The organism is Anaerolineales bacterium (assembly GCA_019637755.1).
Lineage (GTDB): Bacteria > Chloroflexota > Anaerolineae > Anaerolineales > UBA11579 > JAMCZK01.
This window is the reverse complement of the sequence record JAHBVC010000002.1, coordinates 215194-232229: the sequence shown is the minus strand read 5'-3', so window position 1 is coordinate 232229 and position 17036 is coordinate 215194. Positions and strand designations below refer to the sequence as shown.

Here is a 17036-nt window from a genome sequence, read left to right as displayed (position 1 = left end):
AATCAAGCCATGAGTACGCTTGTGCCGTTAGGCCAACGAACCTGTGCCGCCTGCCAGGCAGGCGAGCCCACCCTCACCGCCGCCGAGATCAACCAGCTGCTGCCGCAGGTGCCCGAATGGCGCCTGGTCAGCGTGGGCGGCGTGCAGCGCCTGCGCCGCGGCTTCCGCTTTGCCGATTTTGCCGGCGCGCTCGCCTTCACCCAACGCGTCGGAGCGCTGGCCGAGCAGCAGGGGCATCACCCGCTGCTGCGCACCGAATGGGGCAAAGTGCGCGTGGAATGGTGGACGCACAAGATTCACGGCCTGCACGGTAACGATTTCATCATGGCTGCCAAGACCGACGCGCTCTATTCGTCTGAATGAGCACCGTCAAACGCCGCTCTCTCCGCTTGTTGGCACTGTTGGCCCTGGGTCTGTTCGCCTGCCAACCCAGCGCGGCGCTCAGCCTGCCTGCGCCGGTCTCCACGCCGACCCCCTATATTTTCTCCAGTCTGTATGGCCAAACCCTGGCCACCTATACGCCCACCGCGGCCGCGGCCCAGCCCGCCACGCCAGCCGCCACGATCAGCACCGCCTTCGCTGGGCAGACTCTGCACCTGCATCTGTTCTGCGCCCGCAGCGGCCCCTTGTCCGCTTCGTCTGCATGGCGTGCCGGTGCGCTGGAGGCGGCCCTGCAGCAATACAACGCCGCCGGTGGCCTGCAAGGGGCCCAGTTACAGTTTGATCTGATCGATACGGGCGATGCCACCCAGCCGGAGCCATCCGCCGCGGCCGCCGCCCAGCAAGCCGCTACGGACCAGCCCGCGCCGCTAGCTCTGCTCTGCGATGCCGCCAGCGAAGAGCTGCTCATCCAGTGGCTCACACAACGCAATCTGCCTGCGCTTGGTCCGGGAGTTGCCGCCCAGGCCCGCGGTGTGCTCTACGGCCTGGAGCCGCCTCCGGCCCAGGCCCTGGCCCACTGGCTGCGCTTTATGCAAGCCCCGCGCCGCGCCGAGGATACCCGCAGCCTGAGCAGCCCGCTGCGCCTGGCGATCGTCTCCTGGCCGGGCAGCCTGGCGGGGGAAGTATTCACCCCGCAGCTGGAGCAATTTGCCGAGGAGCTTGATGTGCCCATCGTGCAAACCGTCGAGCTCAGCCCCCGTGCGGATCTCAACGTCTACGAGTGGATCTACACTGCCCGCGATCTCAATGTTAATCTGCTGTATGTCAATGCGGATTCGTATGGGCTGGCCGCGGTGCTCAACGCGCTCGGCCACCTCGGCCTGCAGGGGCGCTTCGCAGTGGCCGCGCCCAGCCTGGCCTATGAGCCGGCGCTGTACGAATACCTGGCCGATCCAGCCTTCGCCGAGGGGCTGTATCTCGTTTCGGCGCTGCCGCTGAAGCCCGTGGGGGAGGGGCAGGCGCCTGCCGTGCTGGGCCTGGTACAGGACAGCTTCGCCCAGGCCAGCCTGGCCATCCTGACCAGCGCCCTTGAGCATGCGTTGGCTGCCGCCGGCTCGCCGGCGGCGATCACGCCGGCCCAGGTGGCCGCCGGGCTGCAGGCCGCCGGCTACCCGGATGGGCAGCGCAGCCCCGCCCAGCTGGCGCTGTGGCAGCTCGGCGCTACGCCTGGCGAAGTACGCCAGCTAGACACCTTGCGCGCCCCCGCGTCCCTGGCGCCTTAGCTCGCCGCCAGGCGCACGATTGCCTTCAGCGTGCGCTCGCGCTGCACCGGCGCGCCCAGCACTGTGCGCTGGGCGCCCAGGTAGCGCATGAAATCACGCAGGCATTGCGCCAAAGCGGTCTGCATTGCTTCATCGCGGCGCGGCACGCCGGGCTGCCACCACCAATTCTTGATCGTCAGCGTTTGTGTTTTGCGGTCATAGCCCGGGTCAAAACGCGCTACAAACGCATCGCCATACAAGACTGGCAGCACATAGTAGCCATACTGGCGTTTCGCCTCGGGCACGTACACTTCCCAGCGGTAGTAGAAGCCAAACAGCTGCTCCAGCAGGTCACGATCCCACAGCAGGTTATCCAGTGGCGCCAGGAAGCTGGCAGCAGCAGCCCGGCGCGGCGGCGTGCGTTGTAGCGCGGCGAGTTGGCTGCGCGGCAGGTAAAACACCTGGCCGGGCACGCCCTCCACGCCCACGCGGGCGATCGCCTCGCGGCCCACCAGGCGCGCCAGCACCGGCTCCAGCGAGCCACTACGTTGGATGCCGCCCCATTGGCCGTTGCCCTGCGGGCGAGCCAGCCCCATGCTTTCGATGCGGCGCAGTACGTGCCATTCGCGGTAGGCGCTGGCATCCTCGTGCGGATCGGCCGGCGCGGTGAGCGGCTCGCCCAATACGCGCGTCGCCAGCTCAAAATAGCGCCGGTTGGCCACCCGGTGGTGGATCACTACCTCGCCTGAGTAAAACAAAATGTCGAGAGCGATGCGCACCGCCCGCGCCGAGCCGGTGAGCCACCAATCCATCTTGGTATCGTCTTCCAATTCCAATGCCGAGAGCGGGCCGCGCGTGCGAATTTCCTCGCGCACCCAATCGAGCAGGCGCGTGGCTTTCTCGGTGCTGCTGGCCTCTTTGTACAGTTGGCCCATCGCCGCGCGGTAGGCGTTGAAGAAGGGCCAGTCTTCGCGTGGGTAGATCGACATCACCTTATCGAAGCCATCCACCAGGCTGCGCTCGCGGTACAGCAGTTCATCCAGCAGTGCCGGCCGGTAGTTGCGCACGCGTGATTGCAAAACGAGGTGAGGGTTTTGCCCCACCACATTGATCGGATCGAATTGGATGCAATTCACCTGGCGGATGTATTCGAGCGCCCCGGCTTTGCCCTTGAGAGTGCGCGGCTGGGCCAGGCGCTGGTACGCCACCAGGTAGCGGCGCGCTTGCCCCACGCTCACCGTGACTTCAGTTGGCAGACTCTTTGCCATCACAGCCAGCCTTGCAGCCCGGCCTGCACCGCCGCGGCGATGAGTGCATGGCCATCCGGGGTAGGGTGCAGGCCATCCGCCGTGAGCGCGGCCGCACCGCCGGCCGCGGCGAAGGCCGGCGCCAGCGCCACGTAGCGATAGCCGTGCTGCGCGGCAAAGTGTTCCAGCGCCGCATCGTACTGCGTGGCGGCCACTTGCGTGTAATACAGGTCTTCGGCGATCGGCAGAGTGCGCGCCTCGTCGAGCGGGGTGAGCCCTACGACCAGCACCTGCGTGGGGTGGCCGGCCATGCGCCGGGCAAACTCTGCCAGCCCGCGCCGGAACTCTTCCAGGGGCACTTCGTAAGGCCCGTTGGCACCATAGCGGCGCGAGTCGTTGATGCCTACCGCCAGCACCACAATATCCGGGGCGTAGATCAGCGCGTCTTGCTCCAGCCGCGCCAGAATGAGTTGGATGGTGTCGCCGCCCACGCCGGCTTGCACCGCTTCCCAGCCCGGCGGCAGGCTGGCAGCCAGGCGGCGCGACCAGCCGCCGCGCACATAATCCGCGGCGCCTTCTGTGATCGAGTCTCCGATGAATACGATGGTGGGCATGGCTGGGTATTATAGTTAGGAAGTAAGTCAGCAGTGAACAGTGAGCAGGGCTCAGGCTTGCCCCCTAATCACTGCTCACTGATTACTATTCACTATGTTGGAAGTGATTATGACCGAAGGCTCTACGCGCGTCCTCGCCATCACTAGCGATTTGTTCTTCATGCCCAAGGTGCAAGCGATTGCCCAAGCGGCTGGCGGTGACTTTAGCTGGATCGATCAGCCACTGACGCCGGCGCAGTTCTGCGCCCAGTTGGCCGCCGCACCCACTGCGCTGGTGCTGCTGGATCTGGGCAGCGCGCTGCCTTGGCAGGGCTGGCTGGCTGCCGCCCAAGCCGAAACGGCGTTGGCGGCGGTGCCCTGGCTGGCCTATGGCCCGCACACCGATGCGCCGCGGCTGGCGGCGGCACGCAAGGCCGGCGTACACAAGGTGGTGCCGCGCTCGCAGTTTGCCCAGGCGCTCAGTGAGATGCTGAGCTAGCAACACCTCGCTCGCAGTTCGGGGGGTACTCCTGGTGAAAATAGTACAATAGCGTTAAGTTGTCCGCTAGAGGTGGGAAAGTGACTGAGGAGCACACTGTTTATGCTTTTGTAGACAGCCAAAATTTAAACTTGGGTGTCAGCAATGATATTGTTATTGGCAAGCACAATGTCTATTCTGGATGGAAACTGGACTTTAGGCGGTTTTTCGTTTATCTAAAAGATAAATACAGGGTGGATAAGGTGTATCTCTTTATTGGCAAGAAGCCCGGCAATCAATCGCTATACGATTTTCTTGAAGAAGTTGGATACAAAATGATATATAAGCCAACAATTTCTCAGAAAGACGGTGTAACAAAAGGAAATGTGGATGCCGAACTGGTGTTACATTCCATGATTGAATTACCAAACTACGATCAAGCGATTATTGTTTCTGGAGATGGAGACTTTCTTTGCCTCATTGAACACCTTGATGGGCTGGGTAAACTCAAGGCACTTTTAGTACCCAATAGGCACCGCTATTCTTCTCTGTTGCGTAAATTTGCCACAAAAACGGCCTATATCTCAGATTTGAAGGAAAAACTAGAATTTAAAACAAAACGAGAGGGATAGACCAAAGGACGTACCTAAGGTTTACCCTCTCATCATGATTGTAAAGAGTATATCGAGTAGGGTAACTGTTGTCAATATCATTACAAAAAGCGGTCGGGGCAAATCACCCGACCGCTTTTGTTTGGGTTACTCGAACAGAAAAACTACGGAGCGATCTGACGCAACTGGTCCATCAGCAGCGAAGCGCCACCGGAAGCCAGGCCAACGGCAGCCAGTACGGCGCTGCCCAACAACCCAGAAACCAGGAAGCTCACAATCCAGCCAGCGATCACGGTGATCGCCGTCTGCGCCGTATCCAGATCCAGCGCTTCTTGGGCGGCCACAAACCACGAAACCAGGCCCAGAATGCCGCCAATGCACGCAATCGGCGCAGTGATGCAGCCCAGCAGCGGCACAAACGCACCCGCTACACCCAGCACGCTGGCCAGAGTCCACACCTGGGCCAGGCCCAGGGTGCGCACCATCTCTTCAAAGGTTACATCGGCCTTGAAGAGCGCTTTGCCCAGCCAGGCAATCAGGTAGGCGCCCAGCGCAAAGGCAGCCACCGCAATTACCGTGCCGGCGATTGCACCCAGCAGCCAACTGCTGGCATTGAGCTGGCCACCCTCGCCGTAGGCCGCGCTGGCGGTGGTACCTAGCTGGCTCAGGAAGGCCACCACCGCCACAATGCCCCAGGCGGTGCTGGTGAAGCTGGTGTCCTTTTCTACATCTGCATACACTTGGCGCTTGAAAGTAAGTGCGCCGATGATACGTTCCATCAACATATAACCTCTCCTTTTTGAGTAGGTGCCGATTTAATCTAGTTAACCCAATTTAGAAAAATTCGTTACCCGCCCAGCTCGTGCAGGCTGGGCACGCCCGCCAGGCCGCGGGCGGCCTGCACGGCGTTGTAGACCGCCTGCACCACTGCCTCGGCTGCAAACGCGCCCACAATGCTCACATCTGCCGCCTTGCGGCCGCTGCTGAGGGCAAAGATCGTGTCGCCGTCGAGCATGGTGTTCGCCGGGCGCAGGCAGCGTGCCAGCCCGTTGCTGGCCATCGCGGCCACCTTGCTGGCGCCTTCCTTGTCTAGCTGGGCGTTGGTGGCCACCACGCCGATGACGGTGTTGCTACCCTGCGCCAGGCCCATCACGCTGCGCCCGGCGGCCGTGCGCAGCACCTGCATACTGTCGGCAAACATGCCTTTGCCAATTTTGAGCGGGCCTTTTTTGATCGAGCGCACACCCGCCAGGATCTCGCCATCCGGCCCGATCACATCGCCAAAAGTGTTGACCGCGATCAATGCCCCCACCTTAACCCCGCCGCCGGCGTCCACCAGCGCGTTGCCAATGCCCGCCTTGATGGCTTGGCCCATGCCCAGCAGCTTGCCCACCGTGGCGCCCATGCCGGCCCCGGCGTTGCCCTGGGCGGGCTCCGCGGTGCTGGCGTTCACGCAGGCCTGGTAGCCCATCGCCGCATCGGGGCGGCGCGTCGCCGAACCGATGCCCAGATCGAACAAGATCGCGCTGGGCACGATCGGCACGCGCGCTACGCCCACGTTGAGGCCTACTTTGCGCTCCTCAAGGTAGCGCATGGCGCCGCTGGCCGCGTCCAGCCCAAAGGCCGAGCCGCCCGATAGCATGATGGCGTGTACTTTGTTGACCAGATGGCCGGGCCGCAGCAGGTCGGTCTCGCGTGTGCCCGGCGCGCCGCCGCGCTGGTCGACGCTGGCCACCGCGCCTTTCTCGGCCAAGATGACGGTGCAACCGGTGGCGGCCGCTTCGTCATGCGCATGGCCGACGCGGATACCAGGAATGGCAGTGATGGAGTTGTTGGTTGGCATAGGAGTTCTCCTGTCGGGGAGTGTACCAAACAGCAATCAGCATTCAGCTGTTAGCTGTCAGCCTGAATTGTCGTTGCGACCCAGCCAATCCGTCATTGTGAGGAGTAGGCGCTGCGCAGCAACGGCAACGGACGAAGCAATCTAGGGTTAGCGCGCTGGGCTTAAACCAAATTGCTTCGCTGCGCTCGCAATGACAGTTGTCTTCTTTGTCTTCGCTGCTTTGTCATTGCGAGGAGTAGGCGCTGCGCAGCAGCGGCAACGGACGAGGCAATCTGGGGGTAGCACGCTGGGCATAAACCAGATTGCTTCGCTGCGCTCGCAATGACGGTTGTTTTCTTGTCATTGCGAGGAGTAGTTACTTAATCCGCCTCATCCTCACGGATCTCCTGCATACGCCGCGACAGATCCGGCACCTTGCGCCCGTACTCCTGCGCCATCAATGGGGACGTAATCAGGAAGTCTGCGCTGGAGCGATTGGAGGCCGTGGGGATGTTATGCAGCACCGCCAGGCGCAGCAACGCCTTCACATCCGGGTCGTGCGGCTGCGGCTCCAGCGGATCCCAGAAAAAGACCAGCATGTCGATCTCGGCCACGGCGATCGCCGCGCCCAACTGCTGGTCGCCGCCCAGCGGGCCGCTCAGAAAGCGCGTGACGTGCAACCCGGTGGCTTCGGCGATGCGCGTGCCCGTGCCGCCGGTGCCGTACAGCTCATGGTTGGCGAGCGTGCCCTTGTTGTAGACCGCCCACTCGATCAAGTCTTTCTTGCGGCCATCGTGCGCCACTAAGGCAATGCGTTTTTTGGCAGGTAGATAATGGATGGGCATATCACTCCACGTAGATCAACTCAGTTTGCGGCGGCCCAAGGAACTCGCAGCCGTTGGCTGTCACCACCACGTCTTCTTCCAGCCCCATGCACCCATAGCCGGGCACGATCAGGCTGGGCTCCACGGTAAACACCTGGCCCACCTCCAGCGGCAGCCTGGGCGTCTCGCCGTACTTCTCCCACAGCGGGCCGAGCAGCCCGCCGCCGTCGTGCACGCTGCGGCCCATCTGGTGGCCCAGCGCGTGCGGAAACTCGGGGTAGCCGGCTGCGGTCACCACCTGGCGTGCCGCCGTATCCACCGCCAGCCCACTCACCCCGGGCCTGATCAGCGCCACCGCCGCTTCGATCGCCGCGCGGATCGTATCGAAGCCGCGCTGCACCTCGGCGGGCGCCTGGCGTTCACCCGGGCGCAGAACGTACAGCATGCGCTGCAGGTCCGAGGTGTACTCCTCCACCATCACGCCAAAATCGAAGTGCACCAGATGGCCGGGCTGCACCTGGATATCTGTCGGGGCGGCGTGGCCGATCGGGCTGTCTGGCCCGCTGTTCACCGCCGGGCAGAACGGCGCATCCCAGGCAAAATCCAGCCCGCGCCGCTGCGTCTCGGCGTGCATGTGCGCGGCGATCTGGCGCTCGCTGCGCCCCACGCCTACAAAGGGGTAGGTGGCGGCGAAGATCTCCTCCGCGGCAGCGATCGCCAGGCGGATGCGGCGCTGTTCTTCGGCCGTTTTGCGGCCGCGCACCGCCATCACAATGCGCTCGGCTGAGATCAGGCGCTCGGCGTAGGCCCCCAAATACTCACGCAGCACTTCCTGCAAGCCGCTGCCCAGCCCATCGGCAAAGGGATCATTGCGCGAGATGTTCACCGCGATCTGGGCGGGGTTCAGGCGTTGTAGCGTTTCTTGCAATACCTGGCGAATGGAATGGTCGTAGCCGAGCACGGTGTCATACGCGCCGGTGTGCTCCAGCGTGTCCACCTCCATCGTGCCCACGATGGCAATGCGCTCGCCCTGGCGCGTCACCATCAGCGCGCTTTGCCAGGTAAGCTCAGCCCCCACGATGATCGGCAGCATCGGGTCGCCCCCGGCACGCGTCTCGCGCACAAAGGTCAGCCACAGGTCTACGTTGTGCTCCTGTAGGATGCTGACGGCTTGCTGGGTTTTTTCTTGTACGAGTGTTGCCATTTGCTTCCGCCAATCTTGTTTGATCGTCTAATCGGGTTCGTCAGTTAATCGATTAGTGGCACTATATATGAGAACCGTCATTCCGACCGAGTGAAACGAGGGAGGAATCCTTTAGGGCATTGCAAATCTGGTTTGAAATCCTTTGCCCTAAAGGTTTTCTCCTCACGCCATTCGCCGTTCATCGGAATCACAAGTTTCCAGGCAGAACCGCTGCGGAGCAGCGTAACCCGCCCGCCCGAAATACAGAGTTCAACCTACAAGTGAACGCACCTCTATTGGCTGGCGTATTAGGCGCTGCGAAGCAGCGCAATACGCCAAACGCATGGTAAAACGCCAATGCTTTTTTGGCGTTTTACCATGCGTACGCTTCCGGCGCCTCGCCGCCCGGGCCGGGCCAGATCTCATCCAGCGCCTTCAGCGTCTCCGCATCCAACGCAAACTCCAACGGCTGCAGCGCGGTCTCCAACTGCTCCAGCGTGCGCGGGCCAATGATGGGCGCCGTCACCACCGGGTTGGCGAGCAGCCAAGCCATCGCCACCGTGGCCGGGCTGGCGCCCAGCTTTGCGCACAGGGCTTCATAATCCTTGTGCTGCTGCTCACGGCGTTTCACCTGCTCCTGGTTGCGGTCATCCGTGCGGCGGCTGTCCTTCACCTTCTCGAAGGCGCCGGCCAGCGTGCCCGCCGCCAGCGGGCTGTAGGGGATCAGGCCCAGGCCGTACTCGCGGCACGCCGGGATCACTTCCTGCTCAATGCGCCGCGCCGCCAGGTTGTACAAGCTCTGCTCGCACACCAGGCCCATGAAGTGGCGCGCTTTGGCCTCGGCTTGCGCCTGGGCAATGTGGAAGCCAGCGAAGTTGCTGCTGCCGATGTAGATCACCTTGCCTTGCTGCACCAGCACCTCCATCGCCTGCCAGATCTCTTCCCACGGCGTCGTGCGGTCAATATGGTGCATTTGATACAGATCGATATACTCGGTCTGCAAGCGCTTCAGGCTGGCCTCACAGGCCTGGCGAATATGCCGCGCCGAGAGGCGCTTCTCGTTGGGCCAGTCGCCCATTTCGCCGTACACCTTGGTGGCCAGCACCACCTTCTCGCGGCGCCCGCCCCCTTGCCCAAACCAGCGCCCGACGATCTGCTCGGTCACGCCTTCACCTTTCTTCCAGCCGTACACATTGGCCGTATCGAAGAAGTTGATGCCCAGCTCCAGGGCGCGGTCCATGATCGCGAAGCTATCCGCTTCGCTGGTCTTCGGCCCGAAGTTCATCGTGCCCAGGCACAAACGGCTGACCTGCAAGCCGGTGCGTCCGAGCGTTGTGTATTGCATGTCCATATGTGCTCCTCAGTTTTGCAGCGGCAGCGCCGCGGCGGGAATGGGCGCCTTGTGCGCCAGCGTACCTAAGTAGATCGCTTCAGTGGCCATCGAAAGCGTCAGCGCTGCCGCCGCGGTGGGAATGCTCGGCAGGCCCAGTGCCACGCCGCCGGCCAGCACTCCGGCCAGCACCGCCAGCTCCAGCGCCATGGCGTAGGCTTGCGGCCGCGTGATGCGCTGCGCCGTCAGCAGGCCGCGCGCCAGGCACACCGCTGCCATGGCCAGCGGCAGCAGCACGCCCAGGCGTGCGCCGCCTTCGGCCAGCGCCGCCAACTGGCCATCCACGCCGATCAGCGTGTGAAAGTAAAAATCCGACAGCGGCGTGAACGCCACCAGCGTGAGCAGCAGGCTGGCGGCCAGGCCCACCCGGTAGCTGAAGCGCCGCAAGGCCGCCTGGCTGCCGGGTTCGTCGTACAGGGCAATCGTGACTTCAGGGATGGCCATTTCCAACGAACGGCTGAGGAAGAACAGCCCGTTCAGCACCGGCCAGGCGGCCAGCGCCGTCTCCGGCTCCGGGCTGCGCGCCAGCGCCGCGGCGATCAGAGGTTGCGTAAACAGAAACAGCAGATTGCTCATCGCCAGCGGCCAGTGAAAGTTCACCAGCGCGCCATAGCTCAGCTCCGGCGCTGCCTGCGAGCTGTCTGCGCCGAAGCGCTCGGCCACCAGCCGCGCCGAGACCTGCTGGGCATACAGCGCCTCGGCCACCACGCCGAGGCTGAGGGCCAGCGTGCCGATGCCTACACCCGGCATCGGCGTGAACAGGGCCAGCAGGGTGGCACTGCCCGCCGAGGCCAACAGCCGCACCAAGGTGCCCTTGCCTACATACTGGCTCTGCCCAAAGCGGATGAGGATGCCCTGGCGGAAGCGCCGCCAGGCGATCGCCGCGCTCCACACCGCCATGAGCTGCAGCCCCAACTGTACCGAGGGCAGCAGGCTGGCCGGCACGCCCATCCAGCCGCGCACCACCCAATCAAACAAGGGCGACCAGCCCAGCAGGATGTGCAGCAGAGTGGTGAGCACCATCAAATGCTGCGTAAAGCGCCGCAGCATCAGGTAATTTTGGCGGCTGCGCGCCAGGGCCGTACTCGTCGAGAGCAGCGAGATCACCGGGCTCTCGATCGTAATGCTCAGCGAAGCGGCAATGCCGAAGGCGGCGATCATATGCACACTCTGCGGCAGCCGCGCCAGCGCGGCGTTGATGTAGGGCATCTCGAGCGCCATCAAAAGCCAACTGGCCGCCAAGGGCAGCCAGGTCAGCAAAATTCGTTTTTGGGTCAGGGGAGGGGTAGGGGATTGCATATGTGTGGAGTGTACCAAATCAGTTGACAGCTAACAGCTAACAGCCATCAGCCATCAGCCATCAGCTATCAGCTATCAGCCATAAAGCCGTCATAAGCGGGCAGCCATCCGCTTATAGTGACGCTGCCATGGGATGACCCGCAGTTGCGACGCGGGCCACCAAGTGAGCTCCGTAGGTTGCAGCACCCGGCTTGAACGATCTGCGGAGGGGGTTAGGGGGAACCAACGCAAGCGCAGCGTAGTTCCCCCTACGGGGCCAGGGCAGGGCTCCTGAGAAAGAAGAAAGTGCTACTGCTCGCTGATAAAATCCCAGTACGCATGGATTTCCAACACCGCTCCGGCATCCTGCTCCACATCACCAGCCTGCCCGGCCGCTTTGGCATCGGCGACCTGGGGCCGCAAGCCTATGCCTGGGTAGATTTCCTCGCCGCCAGCGGCACGCGCTGGTGGCAGACCCTGCCGCTGGGTCCCACCGGCTACGGCGAATCGCCGTACCAATCCTATTCTTCGTTCGCGCTCAACCCCAATCTGCTCAGCCCCGAGCAGCTGCTGGTGGATGGTTTGCTGGATGCTGCCCACCTCGAAACCGCGCCGGCCTTCCCATCCCACACCGTCGATTTCCCCGCCGTCACGCAGTGGAAACGCGGCCTCTACCAGGTGGCCTTTGCCCGCCTGCACAGCCTGCCGGCCCTGCGCGCCGAATTCGCAGCCTTTTGCGCCGCCCAGGCCGCCTGGCTCGACGACTACAGTATGTTCATGGTGCTCAAGAGCCAGCACGGCCAGCAGGCCTGGCCGCACTGGCCCGCGCCGCTGCGGGCGCGCCACCCTGAAGCACTGGCCGCCGTGCGCCAGGCCCAGGCCAGCAGCTTGGCCTATTACGCCTTCCAACAATTCCTGCTCTTCCGCCAGTGGACGCAACTGCGCGCCCATATGGCCGCCCGCGGCGTGGGCGTCATCGGCGATCTGCCCATCTATGTCGCCCACGACAGCGCCGATGTGTGGTGCCGCCCGGATCTGTTCGAGCTCGACGCCCACGGCGCGCCGCAGCGTGTGGCCGGCGTGCCGCCCGATATCTTCAGCACCACTGGCCAACTGTGGGGCAACCCGCTCTACCGCTGGGATCTGCACAAGGCCGAAGGCTACGCCTGGTGGCTCAATCGCCTGCGCGCCACCCTCGCCCAGGCGGATGTGATTCGCCTCGATCACTTCCGCGGCTTCGCTACCTACTACGCCATCCCTGCCAGTGAAGACACGGCCATGCACGGCACCTGGGAGCTCGGTCCCGGCGAAGATTTTTTCCACACCGTCGAGCGTGAGCTCGGCCACCTGCCACTCATCGCCGAAGACCTTGGCGGCGAGGCCGCCCCTGAGGTCATCGCCCTGCGCGACCAGTTCCATCTGCCCGGCATGAAGGTCTTCCAATTCGGCTTTGACCTCGGCATGGAGCATCCCTTCCTGCCGCACAACTATCCGGTCAATTGCGTCGCCTACTCCGGCACGCACGACAATGACACGTTCCTGGGCTGGTTTGAACATGCCCCTGCCGCGCAGCGTGCCCTGTGTGAGCGCTATATCCAAGTCGGCCCGCAAGGTTTCGTGTGGAGCATGCTCGAAATGTTGTGGGCTTCACAAGCCGCCCTCACCGTAGCCCCCCTGCAGGATTTTCTGGAGTTGGGCAGCGCAGCCCGCATGAACATCCCCGGCACGCCGCTGGGCAACTGGCACTGGCGCGTAGACGGCGGCCACCTCACCCCCAGCCTGGCCCAGCGCATCGCCGCACTCAACCAGCGCAACGCGCGCAGCAAGTAAGCGGTTTTGCTTTATCCCTTAACCACAAAGAACACAAAGAACACAAAGTTTTGAGCTCACGTCATTCCGAACGAGCGCAGCGAGAGAGGAATCCTTTAGGGCCACACCGAGCACACTCTGCAAAAACGAACAGACCCTTGCCTTCTTTGTGTCCTTTGTGACTTTGTGGTTTGCCTTTAGCCACAAAGAACACAAAGTTTGAGCTCACGTCATTCCGAGCGAGCGCAGCGCCCGGCTGCGCCTTCCAGCCGAGAATCCTTTAGGCCAAACCGAGCACACTCTGCAAAAACGAACAGACCCTGGCCTTCTCTTTGTGTCCTTTGTGACTTTGTGGTTTGCCTTTAGCCACAAAGAACACAAAGTTTTGAGCTCACGTCATTCCGAACGAGCGCAGCGAGAGAGGAATCCTTTAGGTCACCCCGAGCACACTCTATAAAAACGAACAGACCTTTGCCCTCTTTGTGACCTTTGTGTCTTTGTGGTTAAGCACTTGCTTCTCCCGCAGATACAAAAGCGCTGCCCAGAATAACAACCTTCGGGGGTGTTGTCATTCCGGGCAGCTTGCGAGCTGCGCTCGCTCAAGGTGCGGGGGGATTGGCGTCAATAGAAGTATAGAAAAAACGACCCCGTGCGGGGTCGTTTTTTGCTTACTTCTTTTTCTTGGCGGGTGCCTTCTTGGCGGCCGTCTTCTTGGCGGCGGGCTTTTTGGCCGCGGCCTTCTTGGCCGGCGCTGCCTTCTTCACGGCCGCCTTCTTGGCTGCAGGCTTCTTCGCCGCAGCCTTCTTAGCTGGCGCCGCCTTCTTGGCCGGAGCCGCCTTCTTCGCCGGTGCCGCCTTCTTGGCCGGAGCAGCCTTCTTGGCCGGAGCAGCCTTCTTGGCCGGAGCAGCCTTCTTCGCTGGGGCAGCCTTCTTCGCTGGGGCGGCCTTTTTCACTGGCGCCGGCCTGGCGGCTACTGGCTTGGCCTCAACCTTGGCGGGCGCTGGCGCTACCGGCGCCGGCTTGGGCGCGCTGGCCGGCATGGCCGGCGCGCTGGGGGCAGGGGCCGCCCCGCCTGGCGCCCAATCCGGGGCGAAGCGCAGCAATTGATCGCGCGGCACCACATTGGTGCGCGCACAGCGCGGGCAGTAGGCGTTGTAGTGCTTCCAACCCTTCGCCTCTAGCTGGTCCAGCGCGGCGTGAATGGTTTCCTGATTCAATGTAAAAGGGGTGTGGCAATGCGTACAGCGTACTAGCATGGTTAACTCCTTTGTCAGTGGCTGAATTATACATCTGGCGCTTGTGCGCCAGGCGCCAGACTGGCGATCAAGATGCCCACCAGGATCAGGCCAGCCCCCAGCAGCTTGAACCCGCTGGGCGTTTCCCCCAGCAGCAGCGTCGCCAGCACAATACTGCTCACCGGCTCGCCCAGCAGGGCGATCGAAACATAAGAGGCCGGCAGATGTGCCAGCGCCCAGTTAAAACTAGAGTGCCCGATCAACTGCGGCAGCACCGCCAGCAGCAAAAGATACACATAGCTGCTCGGGCTGAACCCAAACGCCGCCTGGCCCGAGAACGGCACCAGTGCCACCAGCACCAGCGCCGCCATGCCATACACCAGGAAGATATACGCGGTCAGCGAGAGCTGCGGCCGCAGGATGCGCCCGATGAGAATATAGCCTGCCCCGCTTAGCGCACCCACCAGCGCCAGCAGGTTGCCGTAAAATGCCCGCCCAGCCACAAATTCCTGCCAGGGCGGGCAGGCCAGCCCGCTGGCCGCCAGCGTGCAGCTATCGCTCAGCGCCACGCCCACGCCACCCGCCAGCGCCACCAGCATGCCTAGTAGCACTCCGCGCCCCAGGCGCTCCTTCAGCACCAGCGGCGCCAGCAACGCCACCCACAGCGGGTTGGTGGTCACCAGCACCACGGAGCTGGCCACGCTGGTGTATTCCAACGAAAGGATCCAACTGGCAAAGTGCACTGCCAGCAGCACGCCGCTCAACGCCGCCAGCGCTACACCACGCCGGCTGAGGCCGCGCAGTTCGCCGCTATGCCGCGGCAGGGTCAGCGGGATCAGGATCAAGGCCGAGAGCGCCATGCGGTACGCCGCGATCACCAGCGAGCCCACCTCGGCCTGCGCGAAGCGGATCAGCAGCGAAGAAGAGGCCACCGCAAAAATGCCCAGCGCCAGAACCACATGCGGGCTAACGGAAGGTTTGGTGGGGGTGTTCACAGCCTCGATCGGGGCTTTTCTTGACAAAGGGGAAAGGCAACGACTACAATCGCCACTGCCATTGTAACTTAACCTATTTTTGGCCGTTTTCTCAATTGAAAGGAGACTCAAAATGGCTTTTACCCTTCCCGCACTGCCCTACGAGTTCAACGCTCTGGAGCCACATATCGATGCCCGCACCATGGAGATTCACCACGGCAAGCACCATCAGGCCTATGTGAACAACCTCAACGCCGCCATCGAAAAGCACCCCGAGCTGGCCGACAAATCCATTGAGGACCTGTTGAAGGATCTCAACGCCATCCCCGAAGACATCCGCACCGCCGTGCGCAACAATGGCGGCGGTCACTTCAACCACAGCCTGTTCTGGCAGGTCATGTCGCCCAATGGCGGCGGCGCCCCCAGCGGTGCATTGGCCGATGCGATCAACAAGGCCTTCGGCGATTTCGACACCTTCAAGCAGAAGTTCGTCGCTGCCGCCGGTGGCCAGTTCGGCTCCGGCTGGGCCTGGCTGGTAAAAGAAGGCGATGGCGTTGCCATCGTGGCCACCCCGAATCAGGATAACCCCATCTCCAACGGCAAGACCGCCATCCTGGGCGTGGATGTTTGGGAGCACGCCTACTACCTCAACTACCAGAACCGCCGCCCCGATTACGTCGGCGCCTGGTGGAACGTAGTCAATTGGGATGAGGTCGCCAAGCGCTTCGCGGCCTAGCCTGCGCAGTCCCCACAAGCAGGCAAGCCCGGGCCAGCGAATCTTCGCTGGCCCGTGGTGTTTCGCTAAATCGGGGCTAGCAAAAATAGCAACCTGGGTGTAAAATACGCTCAACGGAGGTTCACTAAATGACCCACATCATCACCAGTTTATGCCTGCGTGACGGCGGTTGCGTAGAAGTTTGCCCAGTCGAGTGTATTGTTCCCGGTATGCCTCAGGATCAATACCCGCTCTACTACATTGATCCCAACACCTGCATCGATTGTGGCGCCTGCATCCCGGAGTGCCCCTTCGAAGCTATCTTCACCGAAGATGAAGTGCCTGACTCCTACGAGGCCAAGGCCGATCAGAAGCAGTCCAAGCCCGCCGGCACCCCTGGCTTTGCTGAGCACTACGAAGGCAGCAATCACCACGGACACGCCGTAGCCATCGATACGGTCAAGACCCTGACCGCCGGTGAAACGGTTAACCTCCGCGATGACATTCAGTTCAACTACGATTACTTCGGCAGCGGCCCAGGCTACTGGGACGGCTGGCAGCAGCACGGCAAGTAATCCTCACCAAGCCTCACCAAGAGCCCGCCATTCGGCGGGCTCTTTTTGTATACCTATCACGGCAACCAGCCCGCTATGGGAGCGAACGTAGTGAACGGGTGAGGGCACCTTGTCATTGCAACTCGCACTCTCCGCAGGAGCTGCGCATATTCCGCCCGTCATTCCGAGGCGGTGTACTGAAATCCACAAAGCAATAATGCCTTCCAGCCGAGGAATCCTTTAGGCCAAGCAAAGTCTAGCTATCGCGCCCTTGTCATTGCGAGGAATCCTTTAGGCCAAAGCAAAGCCTATCCATCCTCATCTTGTCATTGCGAGGAGCATGCTCCGCAGGAGCTGCGCACGAAGCAATCTGTCCCGAACGCAGCCACGGAATCCTTAGGCCATCCTCCTCATCCCCAACGCGCATCGCAGCAAACCGGCGGCACACCCACCGTTCCCTTGACACCCGCCGCCAACCGCACCCCTCGCACAGCCCCCGCGTTATAACCAGCGCATGCCACGCAGTTGCCTCACCCGCCAGCCCGTCAAGCCGCTTGAACTATTAACCCTGCCCGCCCCCGCAGCCATGATGATGATTAAAACTTTTCAATCGACTAAAATACAATCCCCTGTGGCCGCAAGCCATAGACAAACACCACTACCTACCTCAAAAGGACAGT

Annotated in this window: 17 protein-coding genes; 7 read left to right on the top strand and 10 right to left on the bottom strand. The window is 62.5% G+C overall.

From position 1 onward, the window contains the following. The first annotated feature begins 9 nt into the window (after window positions 1-9). Together KF821_08935 and KF821_08930 are read left to right on the top strand one after the other, a co-directional pair. Complete coding sequence (locus KF821_08935; protein MBX3005932.1) at window positions 10-363, top strand: 4a-hydroxytetrahydrobiopterin dehydratase; 354 nt, start codon at window positions 10-12, stop codon at window positions 361-363. Next, window positions 360-1664 (top strand): ABC transporter substrate-binding protein, encoded by a 1305-nt coding sequence (locus tag KF821_08930; protein ID MBX3005931.1) that lies wholly within the window; start codon window positions 360-362, stop codon window positions 1662-1664. The genes KF821_08935 and KF821_08930 overlap by 4 nt, the downstream gene beginning before the upstream one ends. Here KF821_08930 and KF821_08925 read toward each other — a convergent pair. Continuing rightward, a complete protein-coding gene (locus tag KF821_08925) occupies window positions 1661-2911 on the bottom strand; it encodes a YcaQ family DNA glycosylase (protein ID MBX3005930.1) in 1251 nt (416 codons plus the stop codon). The genes KF821_08930 and KF821_08925 overlap by 4 nt on opposite strands. Then, window positions 2911-3504, bottom strand: coding sequence for an SGNH/GDSL hydrolase family protein (locus KF821_08920; GenBank protein ID MBX3005929.1), 594 nt, complete (start codon window positions 3502-3504; stop codon window positions 2911-2913). The genes KF821_08925 and KF821_08920 overlap by 1 nt, the downstream gene beginning before the upstream one ends. Before the next feature lie 94 nt (window positions 3505-3598). Here KF821_08920 and KF821_08915 point away from each other — a divergent pair, with 94 nt between their 5' ends. Both KF821_08915 and KF821_08910 read left to right on the top strand, forming a co-directional pair. Next, window positions 3599-3982: a hypothetical protein gene (locus KF821_08915; protein MBX3005928.1), complete on the top strand. Its 384-nt coding sequence runs from the start codon at window positions 3599-3601 to the stop codon at window positions 3980-3982. Window positions 3983-4062: 80 nt separating this feature from the next. Continuing rightward, complete coding sequence (locus KF821_08910; protein MBX3005927.1) at window positions 4063-4593, top strand: NYN domain-containing protein; 531 nt, start codon at window positions 4063-4065, stop codon at window positions 4591-4593. Window positions 4594-4736: 143 nt separating this feature from the next. Here KF821_08910 and KF821_08905 read toward each other — a convergent pair whose 3' ends face one another. The 6 genes from KF821_08905 to KF821_08880 all read right to left on the bottom strand — a co-directional run bounded on the left by KF821_08905 (window position 4737) and on the right by KF821_08880 (window position 11090). Beyond that, window positions 4737-5351 carry a hypothetical protein gene (locus tag KF821_08905; GenBank protein ID MBX3005926.1) on the bottom strand — a complete coding sequence of 205 codons (615 nt, stop codon included), beginning with the start codon at window positions 5349-5351 and terminating at the stop codon, window positions 4737-4739. A 68-nt stretch (window positions 5352-5419) separates the two neighbouring features. Then, the gene (locus tag KF821_08900) at window positions 5420-6415 is read right to left on the bottom strand and encodes a P1 family peptidase (GenBank protein MBX3005925.1); all 996 of its coding nucleotides are present in this window, start codon (window positions 6413-6415) and stop codon (window positions 5420-5422) included. Between the two features lie 359 nt (window positions 6416-6774). Beyond that, window positions 6775-7239 carry a methylglyoxal synthase gene (locus KF821_08895; protein MBX3005924.1) on the bottom strand — a complete coding sequence of 155 codons (465 nt, stop codon included), beginning with the start codon at window positions 7237-7239 and terminating at the stop codon, window positions 6775-6777. 1 nt (window position 7240) lies between these two features. Next, entirely contained in the window at window positions 7241-8422 is a 1182-nt protein-coding gene (locus KF821_08890; GenBank protein MBX3005923.1) for an aminopeptidase P family protein, read from the bottom strand. Window positions 8423-8774: 352 nt separating this feature from the next. Further along, the gene (locus KF821_08885; GenBank protein ID MBX3005922.1) at window positions 8775-9746 is read right to left on the bottom strand and encodes an aldo/keto reductase; all 972 of its coding nucleotides are present in this window, start codon (window positions 9744-9746) and stop codon (window positions 8775-8777) included. A gap of 15 nt (window positions 9747-9761) precedes the next feature. After that, on the bottom strand, window positions 9762-11090 hold the full coding sequence (locus KF821_08880) for a hypothetical protein (GenBank protein ID MBX3005921.1): 1329 nt from the start codon (window positions 11088-11090) through the stop codon (window positions 9762-9764). Between the two features lie 318 nt (window positions 11091-11408). On the opposite strand from KF821_08880, the gene malQ reads away from it, so the two are divergent. Beyond that, on the top strand, window positions 11409-12899 hold the full coding sequence (malQ, locus tag KF821_08875) for a 4-alpha-glucanotransferase (protein MBX3005920.1): 1491 nt from the start codon (window positions 11409-11411) through the stop codon (window positions 12897-12899). 647 nt (window positions 12900-13546) lie between these two features. Here the strand turns inward: malQ and KF821_08870 are convergent. After that, window positions 13547-14134 carry a hypothetical protein gene (locus KF821_08870; protein ID MBX3005919.1) on the bottom strand — a complete coding sequence of 196 codons (588 nt, stop codon included), beginning with the start codon at window positions 14132-14134 and terminating at the stop codon, window positions 13547-13549. A gap of 26 nt (window positions 14135-14160) precedes the next feature. Then, window positions 14161-15135, bottom strand: coding sequence for a DMT family transporter (locus KF821_08865; GenBank protein MBX3005918.1), 975 nt, complete (start codon window positions 15133-15135; stop codon window positions 14161-14163). A gap of 85 nt (window positions 15136-15220) precedes the next feature. On the opposite strand from KF821_08865, the gene KF821_08860 reads away from it, so the two are divergent. Continuing rightward, window positions 15221-15823, top strand: a complete 603-nt coding sequence (locus tag KF821_08860; protein MBX3005917.1) for a superoxide dismutase — start codon at window positions 15221-15223, stop codon at window positions 15821-15823. A gap of 128 nt (window positions 15824-15951) precedes the next feature. Then, window positions 15952-16377: a ferredoxin family protein gene (locus KF821_08855; protein ID MBX3005916.1), complete on the top strand. Its 426-nt coding sequence runs from the start codon at window positions 15952-15954 to the stop codon at window positions 16375-16377. Window positions 16378-17036: the final 659 nt, after the last annotated feature.